16 protein-coding genes are annotated in these 17628 nt (G+C 43.0%); all 16 read right to left on the bottom strand.

The window, feature by feature from the left end; translation table 11 throughout:
• Positions 1-32 precede the first annotated feature (32 nt).
• A complete protein-coding gene (locus tag I2D56_RS07870) occupies positions 33-755 on the bottom strand; it encodes a PoNe immunity protein domain-containing protein (protein ID WP_195348312.1) in 723 nt (240 codons plus the stop codon).
• Between the two features lie 144 nt (positions 756-899).
• Positions 900-1502 (bottom strand): hypothetical protein, encoded by a 603-nt coding sequence (locus I2D56_RS07865; protein WP_195348297.1) that lies wholly within the window; start codon positions 1500-1502, stop codon positions 900-902.
• Between the two features lie 316 nt (positions 1503-1818).
• Complete coding sequence (gene nadE / locus I2D56_RS07860) at positions 1819-2643, bottom strand: ammonia-dependent NAD(+) synthetase (protein WP_129270655.1); 825 nt, start codon at positions 2641-2643, stop codon at positions 1819-1821.
• The gene (locus tag I2D56_RS07855; protein WP_120701198.1) at positions 2640-4097 is read right to left on the bottom strand and encodes a nicotinate phosphoribosyltransferase; all 1458 of its coding nucleotides are present in this window, start codon (positions 4095-4097) and stop codon (positions 2640-2642) included. The genes nadE and I2D56_RS07855 overlap by 4 nt, the downstream gene beginning before the upstream one ends.
• Positions 4098-4295: 198 nt before the next feature.
• Positions 4296-5210, bottom strand: a complete 915-nt coding sequence (gene trxB, locus I2D56_RS07850; RefSeq protein WP_120701199.1) for a thioredoxin-disulfide reductase — start codon at positions 5208-5210, stop codon at positions 4296-4298.
• A gap of 58 nt (positions 5211-5268) precedes the next feature.
• Positions 5269-5496 (bottom strand): DUF4059 family protein, encoded by a 228-nt coding sequence (locus I2D56_RS07845; RefSeq protein ID WP_120701200.1) that lies wholly within the window; start codon positions 5494-5496, stop codon positions 5269-5271.
• A gap of 194 nt (positions 5497-5690) precedes the next feature.
• The gene (locus I2D56_RS07840; RefSeq protein ID WP_120701201.1) at positions 5691-6434 is read right to left on the bottom strand and encodes an amino acid ABC transporter ATP-binding protein; all 744 of its coding nucleotides are present in this window, start codon (positions 6432-6434) and stop codon (positions 5691-5693) included.
• A complete protein-coding gene (locus I2D56_RS07835) occupies positions 6431-7237 on the bottom strand; it encodes an amino acid ABC transporter permease (RefSeq protein ID WP_120701202.1) in 807 nt (268 codons plus the stop codon). Before I2D56_RS07835 ends, I2D56_RS07840 begins: the two co-directional genes overlap by 4 nt.
• 224 nt (positions 7238-7461) lie before the next feature.
• Complete coding sequence (locus tag I2D56_RS07830; protein ID WP_195348296.1) at positions 7462-8805, bottom strand: DEAD/DEAH box helicase; 1344 nt, start codon at positions 8803-8805, stop codon at positions 7462-7464.
• A 127-nt stretch (positions 8806-8932) separates the two neighbouring features.
• Positions 8933-9934, bottom strand: coding sequence for a phospho-N-acetylmuramoyl-pentapeptide-transferase (gene mraY, locus I2D56_RS07825; protein ID WP_129270649.1), 1002 nt, complete (start codon positions 9932-9934; stop codon positions 8933-8935).
• 1 nt (position 9935) lies between these two features.
• Positions 9936-12221, bottom strand: a complete 2286-nt coding sequence (gene pbp2X / locus I2D56_RS07820) for a penicillin-binding protein PBP2X (protein ID WP_129270647.1) — start codon at positions 12219-12221, stop codon at positions 9936-9938.
• Positions 12214-12549: a cell division protein FtsL gene (gene ftsL / locus I2D56_RS07815; protein ID WP_195348295.1), complete on the bottom strand. Its 336-nt coding sequence runs from the start codon at positions 12547-12549 to the stop codon at positions 12214-12216. The genes pbp2X and ftsL overlap by 8 nt, the downstream gene beginning before the upstream one ends.
• Positions 12550-12561: 12 nt before the next feature.
• Positions 12562-13512: a 16S rRNA (cytosine(1402)-N(4))-methyltransferase RsmH gene (rsmH, locus tag I2D56_RS07810; protein ID WP_195348294.1), complete on the bottom strand. Its 951-nt coding sequence runs from the start codon at positions 13510-13512 to the stop codon at positions 12562-12564.
• Positions 13513-13908: 396 nt separating this feature from the next.
• Positions 13909-14166: a DUF896 family protein gene (locus I2D56_RS07805; RefSeq protein ID WP_195348293.1), complete on the bottom strand. Its 258-nt coding sequence runs from the start codon at positions 14164-14166 to the stop codon at positions 13909-13911.
• Between the two features lie 33 nt (positions 14167-14199).
• Positions 14200-16236 (bottom strand): glycine--tRNA ligase subunit beta, encoded by a 2037-nt coding sequence (glyS, locus tag I2D56_RS07800; protein ID WP_195348292.1) that lies wholly within the window; start codon positions 16234-16236, stop codon positions 14200-14202.
• Positions 16237-16442: 206 nt separating this feature from the next.
• Positions 16443-17360: a glycine--tRNA ligase subunit alpha gene (gene glyQ / locus I2D56_RS07795; RefSeq protein ID WP_000038760.1), complete on the bottom strand. Its 918-nt coding sequence runs from the start codon at positions 17358-17360 to the stop codon at positions 16443-16445.
• Positions 17361-17628 lie beyond the last annotated feature (268 nt).

Here is a 17628-nt window from a genome sequence, read left to right as displayed (position 1 = left end):
CAGAAGTGTCAAACTTAGAGTTCATCTCACAGCTATTTTTCCGCAACCAAATCATAAGGAAAATATGGAAGTCCTTCTAATTCCTTATAATCCAAGCCCTTAAGCTTGCAGAGAGCCCCCGACTCAAAAGACCAGTAACCATAATAATTATCAATATTCTCTTTATGCAAGTCATACCAACTAGTATCCCGATGTCCAGGATACCATTTCTTAGTTACATATTCTTTGAGCAACTTGAGAGCTTGATTAGAATTATCTTCTTCAATGATTTTTCTAGTAAACCCATAGGGTCTTGGGAAATTATAGTTTATCCGAATCGTCCACTTTGGATGACGTGATTGAATCAAGTAATCTATCAAATAATCCTCTGGATCATCCTTTTTGACTAAGTCTACTAACCGATCAAAAATCCCCTCCTCAATATCTAACAGAATCCCAATAGAAAGAGCCCGAATCATTTGGAGATAGCCAGAATTGCTCTGCCAAACTGGAAGAAGGCTATTAACAAAATTAATGTATTCCTCCTTAAAATCTTCAATAGGATAACCTGCTGTATAGGTAGCTATCATTTTCTTTTCTTGATAAATAGAAATATCTTCTTTAGTTAGCCTAATAACTTCTTCAATTGGACGTTTATAAGGATTAATTCCTTGGTTAAGTTGGTCTAACTCTTGTAACCATTCCTTAATCATCATTTCATTAAATTTAATGAGTTCATTAATTTTCACTTCAATAAAAATAGTATCTCTTTTCATCATTTTTCCTCTTATGGGCAAATGCCACCTGGTTTACTCTAATAACGAATCATGCATCCCCTTTAAATTGTCACTTCCTCTGGGACAGAATATAGAATCATGGCTTCTGTAGCTATCTTCGCAGACACCTCTTTAATCAAATGGTTATTCTCCGCCTCTTAGCCAATTTTCCTGCTGAGCTTTTTCGGCAAAATCATACGCCTTATCGATATCTAGGCTTGACTCCGTAGAACCTTCATTAGACCCACTATTTTCCTGGTCATCTCGACTACCCTCCTCTTCTTTCTCAAGCCCTGAAGAGGATTCGTATTCTTCAGGCTCTTCTGTTCGATGCTCTAAAACTGATTCAACATCTCTGCTATCTTCGATAAGATTTGATTCCGTATCCATTTTTAAGATAGGATGGTAAAAAAAATGAAATCCAACAACTACAAGAGCCAGAGCTAAAAGGGCGATCATATTCCGTTTCCCAGCTTCTTCCTGAGGAATTTCTACTCCCTTTGTTGGTAAAGTCTTCCACTCAGGGTGTTCAAGCTCCGCCTCTTTTTTCGCATTGTAAACAGGTAAAATAAGAAACTGATTCATCAGAGAAAGAGCACCAATGCCAATCAGTACATAGACCATATAGCGAGAATGGTTGACTACCATCTGGATATAAAACACAGTAGCTATTAAAGCAATCAGTATATTCAGCATAAATCGAATCTTCAATTCTTTTTTTAGTTGAAGATATTTTTCTTTTGACATCCCTTTACCTCATTTCGTCTAAAAGACCGACTTAAAAGTAACTCCAGTCTCATATTTTTATAGGAGCACTCTCTTAGACTCACTCCTTTTATTCCATTCCTAAGCAACAAGAATCATTACTCTTATCATACCGGATTTGTTCCTCGATATCAAACTATTTACTAACTAGCGTTATTCTAATCTTCTCTCATAGCTAGACAATCCCTCTGCTAGCTTTTGAAATAAGAGTAAAGAAAAAAGAGAAGATCAACTCGATCTTCTCTAGGCTTGTTTTTTGACCTATCTGGTCACTTTATCTGTCGACTTTTCTTACCTATCAACGCCAGAAGGTATCAAATACCGTAATCGGTAGATGGCGTTTGTGTTGGCCTTTGTGCCACCAGTTTTCAATGGTTGCTTGAGCTTCCGGGCTAACTGATTTTCCTTCTAGGTAGTCATCAATTTCTGCATAGGTCACCCCAAGAGCTACTTCGTCAGCGATACCTGGCTTCTCCTCTTCCAAATCCGCAATCGGTACCTTTTCATACAAGGCAGGATCAGCTCCCAGCGCCTGAAGCAACTGCTTGCCTTGGCGCTTGTTAAGGCGGTAGAGAGGCAGAATATCGGCTCCACCGTCTCCAAACTTGGTAAAGAATCCAGTGATGTTTTCGGCTGCATGGTCTGTCCCAATGACGGCTCCGCTATAGGCACCCGCTAAAGCATACTGAGCAATCATCCGACTCCGGGCCTTGATATTGCCCTTGTTAAAGTCTGAGACATCCGTTCCTGTCGCTTCGACAGCACGCTCCATGGCATCGACCGATTCCTTGATGTTCACGACCAGGCTGACGTCTGGCTGGATGAAGGCCAAGGCCTTTTGGGCATCTGCTTCATCCGCTTGGACACCGTAGGGCAAGCGAACTGCAACAAACTGATAACTGGCATCTCCAGTCTCTGCCCGCATTTCCTCCATGGCTAATTGAGCCAGGCGACCCGCTAGGGTCGAGTCCTGACCTCCTGAAATTCCTAAGACAAAGGTCTTTAGAAAAGGATGTTTTTGCAAGTAATCCTTCAAAAAATCAATCGACCGGCGAATCTCTTCTTGAGGATCAATGACTGGTTTGACCCCTAATTGGGCAATAATGTCTTCTTGTAGGCTCATTCTTCTTCACCTCCCAAGGCTTTCTGACGCATCTGATCAATGAGGTCCATCTTATCTTGCCAAACATCCTTGGCCAAGTCCACGGGATAATGTTGTGGATTGAGGACACGTTTGTACTCATCCCAGAGCTTGTCAAATTCCTTCCGAGCATAGGCTTGGATATCCATCAAGGTTGGCAATTCGTAGACCTGTTTTCCATCCTTGAAAATATCGACCAAGAGCGGGATGGCATCAAAATCACGAACCGTCTTCTTGATATAGGTGTAGGTCGGATGGAACATTTTGATTTCTGTCAGTTCATTGACATCTACTCCATCGTAAGTGATGTAATCCCCTTCAGATTTGCCTTTTTCCCGACTGGTAATACGCCAAACTTGCTTCTTCCCTGGGGTTGAAACTTTTTCAGCATTGTTAGACAGCTTGATGGTATTTCGCATTTGACCATTGTCGTCTTCGATAGCAACAATCTTATAGACTGCTCCGAGGGCTGGTTGGTCATAAGCTGTGATCAACTTGGTTCCGACACCCCAGACATCAATCTTAGCCTTTTGCATCTTCAAGTTGAGGATGGTGTTCTCATCCAAATCATTTGAAGCATAGATCTTCGCTTTTGTGAAACCAGCTTCATCCAACTGCTGGCGAACCTTTTTCGAGATGTAGGCAATATCTCCAGAGTCAATCCGCACTCCTAGGAAGTTGATACGATCGCCCATCTCACGCGCCACCTGAATCGCAGCTGGAACTCCGATGCGTAACGTATCATATGTATCCACCAGGAAGACACAGTTGCGATGGGTCTCAGCATAGGCCTTGAAGGATTTATAATCATCGCCATAGACCTGCACCAAGGCATGGGCATGGGTCCCAAGGACAGGGATGTCAAAGAGTTTTCCTGCACGTACGTTACTGGTCCCGCTAGCGCCTCCAATAACGGCTGCACGGGTTCCCCAGATAGCCGCATCCATTTCTTGTGCCCTACGAGTTCCGAACTCCATCAAAGGTTCGTCTTCGATCACAGACTTGATCCGAGCCGCTTTTGTAGCAATCAAGGTTTGGAAATTGACAATATTGAGGAGGGCCGTTTCGACCAATTGACACTGGGCTAGCGGTCCTTCTACTTGAACAATCGGCTCATTGGCAAAGACCAGGTCCCCTTCTTTGGCAGAACGAACGGTCAATTCCATTTTAAAATTTTTCAAGTAATCCAGGAAGGCTCCTTCGTAGCCCAAAGATTCTAAGTAGGCAATATCCGACTCTGAAAAACGTAGATTCTTCAAATAGTTGACAATGCGCTCAAGACCTGCAAAGACGGCATAGCCATTTTTAAAAGGTTGCTGGCGGAAATAGGCTTCGAAGACCGCCTTTTTATTATGGATGCCTTGCTCAAAGTAAACCTGCATCATATTGATTTGATACAAATCCGTATGGAGAGTTAAACTATCATCTGGGTACATGTTTGATCCCTCTTCTTTTTTTACGTCATGGCACCAGTCACGCTCTGTCAACTGGCACAGTCCAAAATAATTTTAAACACATTATAGCACATTTTAAGCAGGACCACATGACTTTAATCCGGGCTAAGACTCATTTTTATCGTAAAAAAGAAGGGATCTTCGCCTCTTTCCATCAGACGAACATCCCTTTCTTCTTTCTTATTCTTCGTGTTCAGTAATATATTTATAAGCTTCTTGACCGGCGACAGCGCCATCCCCAACAGCTGTAGTGACCTGACGAAGATCTTTTTGGCGGACATCTCCAACCGCAAAGACACCCGGCACGGAGGTCTTCATATGATCATCAGTGATCACCCAACCTTGATCGTCTAGAATACCGAGGTCTTTGGCAAAGTCACTGACAGGATCCAAGCCCACATAGATAAAGACACCACCAGCTGCTTGCTCGCGAACCTCACCAGTTTGAACATCTTTTAAGACCAGACTGGTCACACGGTTGTCCCCTTTGATCTCTTCGACCACTGTATTCCAAGCAAAGTGAATCTTTTCATTGGCAAAAGCTCGGTCTTGAAGAACTTTTTGGGCACGTAGGGCATCGCGTCGATGAACAATGGTAACAGACTTAGCAAACTGAGTCAGGAAGATTGCCTCTTCAACCGCAGAATCTCCTCCACCAACAACCATGAGGTCTTCATCTCGGAAGAAGGCGCCATCACAGACAGCGCAATAAGAAACCCCACGACTATTTAATTCTTCTTCACCTGGAACTCCCAACAAGCGATGGTTAGAACCAGTCGCAATAATAACGGTCTTGGCTTGAAGGAGACCATCATCTGTCGTAATCTCCTTGTAGTTTCCTTGATCCACAATGTTTTCAGCTCTGCCGAACAAGTGTTCCACTCCTAAAGCTTCTAGAGGTTCGAACATCTTTTCAGCCAATTCAGGACCACTGATGTTGGCATAGCCTGGATAATTTTCAATGTCAGACGTGTTGTTCATCTGTCCGCCAGGAATTCCTGCTTCTAACAAGGCAACCTTGAGATTGCTGCGGGCTGCATACAAGGCTGCGGTCATTCCCGCAGGTCCTGCGCCGATAATCAGTGTATCATACATAAGCTTCTCCTTTTGTTGTAACTATCTTGATTCTAACTCCAATTCAATCATTTTGCAATTATCTTGCTCGAAGAATAAACAGAACTCCAATGACTGCAAAGGTAAGGACTGGAATTGTCATAATATCAATTAATAAAATATCATAGAGGTGTAACTGGCGTTCCTTAGCTGTTTTATCCGTCTTACGAGCTACTCGCAAGCCTATCCAAACAGCTGAAGCAACCAACACCCCAACTGAAGTGATGATTAAGCTCTCGATATAGAGAGATAGCAATTGGTTTAACATAAGATCTCCTTAGTATCCAAACTTGGAATGAGGGGACGAGATGCCGCTTCGTTTCGTTCACCGTTGGTCAACTTGAAATACCTATCTATGCGGAAAAGTAGACTACTAATCATCATCTTCTCCTGAGGCACCTACTCAAAGAAAAATCCGAGTCTGAAACATCGCGTTCCAGACTCGAGCTCTTATATATTATATCAAACAAACGTTCGTTTGTAACTAGCAAAGAATTCTTTTGTCCGCTCTTCTTTAGGAGCATTCATAATCTCTTCTGGAGTCCCAGATTCAATAATTTTTCCCTTATCAAGGAACAAGACCTTGTCCGCCACCTGGGAAACAAAGCTCATGTCATGACTGACCAAAATCATGGTTTGACCTGCCTGAGCTGCTGCTGCGATGGCTTTTTCTACCTCTCCGACCAATTCCGGATCAAGGGCTGAAGTTGGCTCATCCAACAAGAGGACTTCCGGCTTCATGGCTAGGGCACGCGCCAAGGCTACCCGTTGTTTCTGCCCTCCGGACAAATGACGAGGGTAATGGGTTTCGCGGTCCGACAGACCGACTTTTGCGAGTTCTTCTTTGGCAATCTTGGTCGCTTCCTGGTCGGATAAGCCTTTGACGACGATCAGTCCTTCCTTGACATTGTCCAAAGCAGTCTTGCGACTGAAAAGATTAAACTGTTGAAAGACCATAGCTAGCTTTCTTCGAAGGGTCAGGATCTCGTCCTTACTGATGGTTTCAAAGTCTACCTTTTCCCCATTGATCTCAATGCTACCACTATCTGGTGCTTCCAAATAGTTCAAGCTTCTCAAGAAGGTTGATTTCCCAGCTCCAGAAGAACCGATCAAAGCAACGACTTCCCCTTTTTGAACTTCCAAATCGAGATGGTCTAGGACCACTTGACCGGAAAAAGATTTTGATAATTGTGAAATCCGAATCATGCTGCTCGTTCCTCCTCTTGCAAGGTTTGGGTAACAACTTTTGGATCTTTGATAGCGAGTACCTGTTCGATCCAACGTCCCAATTGTTCAATCAAAATATTAATGGCCCAGTAGATCAATGAAACAGAGATAAAGCGCTCGAAGTAGCGACTGTCATTCCCCGACATAATCTTGGCTTGGGCAAAGATTTCCAAAACACCTGCATAAAAGGCCAGGGAAGTCCCCTTGGTCAAACCAATCAAAGAGTTGATCAAGGTCGGAGTCGCAACCACGGCTGCATTTGGAATAATAATCCGACGATAAACTTGAGCATTGGTCATGCCGAGACTCTTCGCTGCTTCGATTTCACCCGCATCAACAGATAAAATTGCTGCCCGAATGGTCTCACTGGCATAGGCTGCCTCATTGAAGGCAAAGGCTACAATGACAAATAAATGGGCTGGCACATCGTTGATATTAAAGGCTGTCCCATATTGTTGGTTAATGGCCTTCAATAGGAGCGGGATTCCATAGTAGGTCAGCATCAACTGGACCAAAATTGGTGTCCCTCTTAAAAAACTCACAAACAAGGCTTGGATCGGGTAGAGGATTTTTACCCGATTGATTTTGACAATGGCAAACAATAGGGCTAGCAATAAACCAAAAAAGGCTCCTGCCAAGGTTAACAAAATCGTATTTGGAAGCTCTTTTAAAATTCCGGGAATAGCTTCAAAAACGACGCGTAGGTTAAAGATTTCTCCTTCTGGTATCCATTTTAAAAACTCTTCGTACCAGCCAGATGCCAGATAAGTAGTTGTAAACATCTTCGTTACTTCCTCCCTCGATAATGAATCATTCTATCATATTTACAGTTAAAATGCTGAGTTTTGCTACTGATCGTTCGTAAATCATGCTTCAGGTCTGATGTGATAACAAGCAAGCATCTCCCCTAAGAGCAAAAAAATAGACTATCTATAGATAGTCTGTCACAAAATAAATCAGCGACCAAATAGTTAATTTTTATGGAAATCTTTAAATTTCTTTATCACTAAAAGGTTTGGCGTTTCGCCTTTCTTTCTGCTCGACCTCGAGCACGATTCTCAGCTCGCTTGGCTTTGCGACGTTTCTCGTCCACAGCCCATTTGATTTTTTTCTTGTAGCCTGGTTTGATTTTTTTCTTTTTCTTCTTGACCAAGCCGATCATCTCAATGTCGAGTTTTTCTTGGCGTTTTTCACGATTAGCCCGACGGTCCCGGTCATAGGTATCTTCGATAGTTCCAGCCTTCAAGACCTTAGGGACAAACTGGATCCCCAATTTTTCAAGCTCCCGAATGTCTGAGTCATCACTCGGTTGATAGAGGGTGATGGCTGTACCAGGAAGACCATTCCGACCAGTCCGGCCAACGCGGTGAACAAAGAAGGATAAGTCTTGTGGAATAGCATCGTTGATGACATGACTGACCCCTTCGATATCAATCCCACGCGCTGCCAAGTCCGTTGCCACGATATATTCAAAATCCAGATTTTTAACTTGGTTCATGATTCGCTTGCGCTCCCGTGGAGGAACCCCCCCATGGATTTTAGCGACCTTGAGCCCCTTCTCTACTAGAAAAGCATGCAAATCGTCCGCTCTGTCCTTGGTATTTACAAAGATCATAGCCAGATAAGGTTGAAGAGCCTGCGTCAGTTGATAAATCTGCTCGTTTTTGTCACGCCCCTTTGTCGATACCAACCAGTTATCAATGGTGTCCGAGATTACCGTTTTGGTTTTGATCTGCTCCATGACAGGGTTAGACAAATATTTCTTCAAGAAGGGTTGTAACTTTTGTGGAATCGTTGCTGAGAAGACTAAAAACTGAAGCTTCTTTGGAAGACTGGATGCAATCTTGTCTACCGTCGTCAAAAAGCCCATATCGAGAGTCATATCCGCCTCATCAACCACAAAAGTGTGAGCCTTATGAATAGCCAAGTCTCCAGAAGCGACCAAATCATAGATCCGTCCAGGTGTCCCAATGACAATATGGGGTTGGGCTACTTGGAGCTTATCGATTTGACGAGCCTTATCAGTTCCCCCAACGTAGTTGGCAATCCGAATTTCTTTTTCACAATGGCTAGCAATCTGACGAGCCGCTTGGTAAATCTGTGTGGCCAATTCCCGACTAGGCGCTGTAATGACCACTTCGACATTGCTACTATCCTCATTTAAGGTTTGAAAAATTGGTAAGAGGAAAGTATGGGTCTTCCCTGATCCTGTTTTAGATTCACCGACCAGATCACGGCCTGCTAAAACAATCGGGATCAGCTTTTCTTGAACTTCTGTTGCTTCGATAAAATTAATCTCTTTTAAGGCCTCTTGGATATAGTCCTTAAACTTAAAATCTGTAAATTTCATTCTCTTATCCTTTCATCATCTCCACTATTATATCAAAAAACTCCTCTTCCCGCTCTTCTTTTGGACAGCAATTCCTAGCCAGCGAAAAAGGCTGAGATAGCAATCCCAACCTTTTATGATTCATGGCTTATGAATTGATCAAATAGTAGATCAAGAGGGTCAAGGCGCTCATTCCTGCACCAACACTCCAGAGAAAGGCATCGACCTTCCACTCAGACCATTTAGGTCCATTACCTGACAGACCACCTAATTCTAAATGGTGATGGAAAGGCGTCATGCGGAAGATCCGGCGTCCTTCCCCTGTCCGTTTTTTCGTCCATTTGAAATAGGACACCTGGAGCATGACAGAGCTAGTCTCAAAGACGTAGACAATCCCAATCAAGAGCAAGGTCCACTCTACGTGGAGAGCCATGGATAGAGTCGCAAGCATCCCACCTAGGGCTAGGCTTCCAACATCTCCCATGAAAATCTTGGCCGGCTTGTGGTTGTAGACGAAGAAACCTAATAGAGCTCCAATCATACTAATCGTTACAAAAAGGATATCGATTCGTCTTTGCCAAACAGCGATGATGGAATAAGCGATCAAGCTGATGGTTACCGAAATACTTGCCAAGCCATCAATCCCGTCCGTTAAGTTGACTGCATTTGAAAAACCAACCAACCAGAACAAGGCAAAGACAATATAGAAATGTCCCAAATAGACATCCCAACCAAAGACATTGAGAAGACTACCAGCTCCATGGCGTTCAGAGAAGAGATAGAAAATGATCCCTCCCAACAATTGCAGGGCTAATTTTTGCTTGGGATTCAGCCCTTCATTAATCTTACGAAAAACTTTTAAGAAGTCATCTAAGAAACCGACGATTCCATACAAGACCAAAATAAAGAGAATTAATTGAACAGGTCGCGTAAAGTTCCCAGTTAAAAAGCTAAAAACAAGGGTGACAAAGACTGAAGTGATCAAGAAGACCACTCCCCCCATAGTAGGAGTGCCCGCCTTGGCTTTGTGTTGCTTCACATCTTCGTGCATTTGTTGCCCCGAAATATGGGCCCGTTGATAGAAACGGATAAAGGCAGGAATGCCAATAACCGTCAGTATAAAGGATACTACTAGGGTAGCAAGTAACATATCAATCTCCTAATGTAATTGTTATTTTCTTCGTCTTCTTTAAAGCAGTTTCTACTTTGACGTTTTGTTTGCTCACACGAGAACCTTCCCCTTTATAGGTGACCTCAATGCCCGTCCATTCCGCAAATTTATCAACATTTTCCTTGGTCCAGCCATACATATCAGGAACTGAATCCAAATCATCTGTCAACAATAATACTTGCTCATTTGCCTTTAATTTTGTTCCTGCTGAAACTGACATCTTTTTAATATTTTTTCCAGTTCCTAGGACGACAGGCTGGATCAGATTGCGACGCAGTTCATCTGCGAAGCCACCTGGACTGATGGTCTGCTTCAACTTCAATTCTTTCGACAAGGATTCTGCCGACGGCATCTTATAGGTATCCTCTTTCGTGACCCCATCTAAGGCCTTGGTTTCTGATACCAGATTCAATTCATCCTTCAAAGCAACCGCATCTTCTAGGACTGGATTAACCAGTTCTTGCCAACTCTTTGGACTAAAGCTGACTTCAGGCTGTTGAACCGTCACATACATAATGAAATCTGGATCTTCAGCCGGTGTCATGACAACAATCGAGTTGATATTGTCATTTTCGCCTTCCAAATATCCATTAGCTGTTGCAATTTGGGCCGTCCCTGATTTGACAGCAACATTTTGTCCAGCTACTTGAATAATAGGACCATCCGACGAGTAGAGAGTACCGAATTGAGGATCGGTCCCTACCGTAATCATGTAATTACGAGTCTGCTGAGCAGCTGAAGCAGAAACTGGATTGCCGACGACCTCTCTTTGTGATTTACGAGCGGATTCATGCTTGCCGTCGTAGATCGCACTGATAAATTTAGGCTCTAACATTTCCCCATCATTGGCAATGGCAGAGAATGCTCGCAACATCTGCGTTTGAGTAACGGATATCCCCTGACCAAAAGAAGACATGGCTTGAGTGACATAGTTATCACCTGGCAAGCCTCCAAAACTTTCGTCTCCCATACCAAACCGAGTAGGAAGTCCAAATTTAAAGAGAGTGAGGTAATTCATCCAAACATTATTACCCATCTTCTGTTCAAGCTTGGTCATCCCAATGTTACTTGAATAGGCGAAACCTTGGGCAATATTCATATAGCGACCTTCTGACAAGCCCATATTGATTTCCCAGTCTTTGATGATCGCATCTTTTACTTGTAGCTCGTTATTGTAATATACCTCATTATAGGCTGGGAAAGTCCCATGATCAATCGCTGCAGCCAAGGTCATGACCTTCATAGTCGAACCTGGTTCGTACTGGTCCTGGTAAAGAATCGTATTCCAAGTTCTCAAATTCTTGATATCCAGACCTTCTTTGGTATCTGCATTAAAGGTTGGCCGTTGCGTCGTTGCAAGGATTTCGCCTGTTTTGGCACTCACTAGGGTCGCACTGACAAATTTGCCTTTTACCTTTTCTTGGAATACATCCATTCTGGTTTCGAGATAGGTTTGCAGTTCCGCAGAAATGGTTGTATAAACATCCTTTCCATCTTCTGTCTTCACGGCAACCTTGTCTGATCCCGGCACAATATTTCCGTTACGATCCTTTTCATAGGTCACAACTCCATCCTGACCACCCAAAATACGATCCAAGGATTTTTCTATTCCCGTTGTTCCCTGTAGGGTTTTATTGCCCTCTTTATCTTCTACCAATTGAGCTTGACCGATAAATTGAGAGGCAAAGGTCCCATTTTTATAACTCCGATTTGGACTCGTCGTAAAATCAACACCTTTAATGTTGGCAGCTTCTAGTTCACTCCGGATAGCATCCATATTGCTATAGCTGATATCGTTCCCCGCCGCACCAAAAGAAACTTGGTTGAGCTTCTTTTGAGACAGTTGTTGGACGACATAATCTTTTTCCATCCCCAAATAACGATTAAAAACGTCCGCTACTTGGTTGTATTGGCTTTCTTCAACGTATAAAACTTCACCTTTTGCTGATTTATAAGTTTTGTCGATGATAGCATAAACATTATAAGTCGTCGCATCTTCAGCAATGACAGCTCCATTTCGATCATAAATTGTTCCTCGTTTGGCTGGAACAATCTCAGTTTTCTGATGGACCTGATGCGATAACTCAGATAAATTTTTTCCAAATTTGCTATCTGTGCCTATAATAACTGCAAAATTAATAAGAAAAATGAAGAAAACAAGAATGGAAAGCAAACTTAAATTCTTAGCTACTTGCCGACGATTTTGGTCTGGAAGTTTCCTTTTTTTAAGGGAATAACGAATGATTTTCTTTTTTAATTTACTCATCGCTACTTGAACTCACCACTTTTCGATTTTCTTTTTGGAGGGTCATCCCCTGAGAACTAGCTAACTTAGACAAGCGTTCATATCGAGTCAACTCATTGACTTCTTGCCGGATATCTTCTAGTTCAGTCTCTTTTGTTTTTAGTTCCGTATTGAGGTTTGTCAAATCACTTTGCACTTGTAGAATCCGCGTCTGCATAAAAATAATACTGACAGCGAGGATAATCCCTGTTAGGACAATCGAGCCATAAAAGGCTTTCTCTACTCTGGTAAAGCGACGAATACGATCTTGCAATTGACTGCCACGAGATCGTAATTGTTGATCTGCCATGTTCATTTCCTCTTACTTATGAATTTTTTGAGCAACCCGCAATTTTGCAGAATGAGCCCGGTTGTTATTTTCTAACTCTTCTTGGCTTGGAAGAATCGGTTTTCGAGAAACTAATTCCATTTTTGGTTTTAAGTCCTCTGGGATGAAGGGCAAGCCCTTCGGTACATCTACTGTAGAAGCTTCTTTAAACAATTGCTTGGTCAAACGATCTTCCAAGGAATGAAAGGTAATGACTGAAATACGACCACCAACTGCCAACAAATCCATAGCCTGCTGGATTGATTCATCAGCCGCTCCCAATTCATCATTGACTTCGATCCGAATAGCCTGAAAAATTTGTTTGGCTGGATGCCCCTTTTTCTTGAGTTCCTTGGCTGGTTTTGCCAACTTAATAATCTCTGCTAATTCTGTCGTCGTTTCAATCGGTTTTATCGCACGCGCCTGTTCGATCTTTCTAGCAATTTGTTTGGAGAATTTATCTTCCCCATACTTGAAAAAGATGCGAACCAAATCATGGTAATCATAGGTATTGACTACTTCATAAGCTGTCAAAGAAGCGTCTTGATTCATCCGCATGTCCAAGGGAGCGTCTTTTTTATAAGAAAAACCACGAGACCGCTCATCTAACTGAGGACTAGAGACTCCCAAGTCATAACAAATGCCATCAATTTCACTGACTCCCAATTCTTGGAGACGCGCTTGAAGATTCCGGAAATTGTCTTTGATGAAGGTTACCATGCCTTTTTCAACGTAAGGAGCCAATCGTTTCTCCGCATTATCAATCGCATGCTGATCCTGGTCAAAGGCATATAAATGTCCTTTTTCACTTAATTGACTTAATAAATATTCGCTATGGCCGGCTCCACCTAATGTGGCATCCACATAGATTCCATCTGGCTTTACATCCAGCATATCAATCGTTTCATGGAGCAAGACCGTTACATGATGAAATTCTTTACTCATATCTTATCTATTTTACCACAAATCTGACCAGGATGCACTTGAGATTCCTTCCTCTATCCACACACCGTTTCAGGATAATAAGTTCCTATTCTTTAAAAACCTCATCCTATCAACCAATAGACCTAGAGAAGTAAATTGTGATACAATAACTCTATGAAAGATAAGAAATACCTTCTCCTTGGCCTGCTAGTGGCCGATCTTATTGCAGTTTACTTTTTCCTACGAACTCCTGTCCCTTGGATTTTTTGGACAGCAACCTTCGTTCTTGCCGTCTCCATTTGGATATTTAAAAATCAATGGAAATACTACAAAAATAGAAATAAGGATTCAGAGTAGCCCATATAGAACCAGAAAACTCGATCAGTTCAACATCTGATCGAGTTTTCTATTGTCTATTTATGAATTGGGATCGTCAAGACTACGGCCATGCAGGCCTTTTTCCCGTTGGACTTGACGTAGTTTTTCTGGTGTCACATCATTTCCTTCTTCGTCCACAACTTTGATCCCTTCAATGTGATGACGGACGGAGCGTCTGTAACCTTCGATATACTCTTCACGAAGTTTAGCTTGTTCTACCTCTTCTTCTGGTTTCAAGCCTTCTGCTTTTTTCTTTTTGGCAAGCTCATTAATTCGAGCAATTTTTTCTGGTGTCATAATAAGTCCTACTTTCTACCTGTCATCAGGTCATTATTTTGTATTTAATTGGTTAAAGGCTGCGACTTTATTGGCTTTTGCTACTAGACTAGCAAGAAGAGCCAAACGGTTATTTTTAACAGCCTCATCTTCTGCCATAACCATGGTATTGTCAAAGAAAGCGTCAATGACTGGGCTGAGAGCAAAGAGTTGAGCCAATTTGTCGCTAGCTGAACCTGTCAATTCAAGACTTTCTGCTGCTTGAGCCAAGGCTTTTTCTTGATCATTTTCAAAGAGACTAGCATCGACCGCTACTGAAGCATCTGCTTTTTCTGCCAAGTTGAAGGCACGAGAGAGTGACTCAACAGCTGCCTTATAACCATCAGTCTTAGCAGCTTCTGAAAGAGCTTCAGCCGCTTCCAGCATATCCGCTACCACGAAGTTTGAACCAGCAAGTACAGCTTCTTTGATGTCTTTAGATGTGCGTCCCATCATCTTGTCTACACGCGCCTTGATGAAGTTGAGCACTTCTGCTTGATTGGCATACGAAAGACTATCGAATGAAAGTCCGTAAAGACTATCGATTAACTCATCCATCGGGATGTTCCAACCAAAGGCATCCAAGATACGAACAATCCCTTGTGTTGCACGGCGAAGCGCATAAGGGTCATTGGAACCAGACGGAATCAAACCGACTGAGAAGAAGGAAAGAAGGGTATCCAATTTATCCGCAAGAGCAAGGATGGCACCAACCTTGGTTTCAGGAAGGGCTCCGTCTGCTGAATCAGGAAGATAGTGCTCACGGATAGCTGTCGCTACTGCAGCATCTTCACCAGCAAGGAGGGCGTATTTTTCACCCATGATTCCTTGCAATTCATCAAACTCTCCAACCATACCAGTCAAGAGGTCAAATTTGTAGATCTCTGCTGCACGAGCTACGGCTGCTCTTTCTTCAGCAGTCAAGCCAGCTTGCTCAGCCAAGGAAGCCGCAATGACACCAGCACGGGCCATGTGTTCTGAAAGAGAACCGATTTTTTCATGGAAAGTCACGTGTGCCAATTTAGCAACCAGGTCTTCAATCTTGAGTTTTTGGTCTTCACGCCAGAAGAATTCACCATCTTCGAGACGCGCCACCAAGACTTTTTCATTTCCTCGGATAACATTTTCCAAGTGCTCAGCATTCCCATTACGGACTGAGATGAAGTTTGGTTTAAGCTTACCGTCAAGGTCACGTACAACAAAGTAACGTTGGTGCGTTTCCATTGAGGTCACCAAGACTTCTTCTGGAACGTCCAAATACTTAGTATCGAAACTTCCCATAAAGGCAGTTGGGTATTCGACCAAGTTCAAGACTTCATTCAAAAGTCCTTCTTCGATTTGGACTTGAACACCTTGTTCTGCTTCAATAGCTTTGATTTGCTCACGAATCATGTTTTCACGTTCTTTGCTGTCTGCAATGACGTAAACGGTACGAAGGTCTTCTTCGTACGAATCCGCATTGGTAATTTCCACTTCATGTCCAAGGAAACGGTGTCCGCGACTCACACGACCTGAATGGATATCCAAGAAGTCGAGATCAAGCGCTTCATCACCCAAAAGGACAATCAAGGTATGAACTGGACGAATGTATTCAAAGGTGTTGTTAGCCCAGTGCATGCTGACAGGGAAAGTCAATGAGGCAAGTACTTCTGGAACGCCGGCCAAGACTTCTTTGGCAGGTTTTCCAGCTTCATGTTTCGTCACGTAAACGTATTCTTCTCCCTTAACTTCACGGAATTCGATGTCATCTACAGTCAAGCCTTTTCCACGGACAAAGCCTTGCGCTGCTTTTGAGAAGTTTCCATCAGCATCCAAGGCTATTTTCTTTGAAGGTCCTTTAAAATCTTCGGTCAAATCGGTTTGTTGGTCAGCCAAACCAAGTACACGAACGGCCAAACGACGTGGAGTTGAGAAGGTTTGAATGTTTTCATATGAAAGGCGGTTATCATCCAAGAAGGCTGCCATTTTCTCACCCAATTGTTTTTCACTTGGTGTGACAACGTAGGCTGGTAACTCTTCAAGTCCTAGTTCTACTAATAAGTTTTTTGTCATGTTTTTTCTCCAGAAAATATCTTTTTTCCAGTTTGCCTTATGTGATTGGCACGCAAGCAACCGACTAGGTCGTTTCATTGCTAAAATTGGAGCCTAAGGTCTCCAATTTTGCCTGGTATCATTAGTTTCTCTAATGATACCTCAATCACTGCGGCAACTGGTTCTGTAGGATTATTCTATAATCCAATTCTATTAATACACTCTCTTTATTCTTCCTCTTCTGCTAGGAGTTTTGCGCGTGTGGCTTCGTCAAGAAGTGGGTAACCGAGTTTCTTACGTTCTGCGACGAAGGTCTTGGCTACAACACGAGCCAAGTTACGGATGCGGGCAATGTAGCCGGCACGTTCTGTAACGGATACAGCTCCACGAGCGTCGAGTAAGTTAAAGGTGTGTGAACATTTCAAAACGTAGTCGTAGGCTGGGTGAACAAGACCCAATTCCAAGGCACGTCCTGCTTCTTTTTCAAATTTCTCAAAGTTTTCAAGAAGCATATCTTGGTCTGAGACTTCAAAGCTGTATTTTGAATGCTCATATTCTGGTTGAAGGAAGATTTCTCCATATTTTACACCTGGAGCCCACTCAATATCATAAACCGAGTCTACTTCCTGGATGTAAGAAGCCAAACGTTCCAAACCATAAGTGACCTCAGCGGTAACAGGACCTGTTGCCAAGCCACCGACCTGTTGGAAGTAAGTGAACTGAGTGATTTCCATACCATCCAGCCAAACTTCCCAACCAAGACCAGCTGATCCAGTTGATGGGTTTTCCCAGTTATCTTCAACGAAGCGGATATCGTGTTCCAATGGGTTGATACCCAATTTTTCCAATGATTCCAGGTAAAGTTCTTGGATGTTTGATGGTGATGGTTTCATGACCACTTGGAATTGGTGGTGTTGGTAAAGACGGTTTGGATTTTCCCCGTAACGACCGTCTGCTGGACGACGAGATGGCTCTACATAAGCCGCATTCCATGGTTCCGGACCAATGGCGCGAAGGAAGGTGTAAGGACTCATCGTACCCGCACCCTTTTCATTATCATAAGCCTGCATGAGCATACAACCCTGGTCATTCCAGTATTGTTGCAAAGTCAAAATAATCTCTTGAAAAGTCAATTTTTTAGACATGTTTTACTCCATTTTCTATAATTTCTTGCGACACGAGTCTGCCTCGTCGATCATACGAGGCAAGACGAGTTAGTACTGCGTCTAGCTCAGGCACCCTAGTGCTGAGCGTGGGACAGCCCGACTGAAAGGAGGTCTCTGCCACTGACGCAGTGGAAGGTTAGTTTTTTAGACCTTGTTAACTCCTTTTTCTATAATTTCTTGCGACTCAGAATGCAAAAAGAACCGTGTCTTTCCCCCTAAGCCAAATGACCTAGGGGCGTCAGAAACG

The sequence above is a fragment of the Streptococcus australis genome (assembly GCF_015553625.1).
GTDB lineage: Bacteria > Bacillota > Bacilli > Lactobacillales > Streptococcaceae > Streptococcus > Streptococcus australis_B.
The sequence above is the reverse complement of the archived record's forward strand: the minus strand, read 5'-3'. Positions and strand labels throughout refer to the sequence as shown.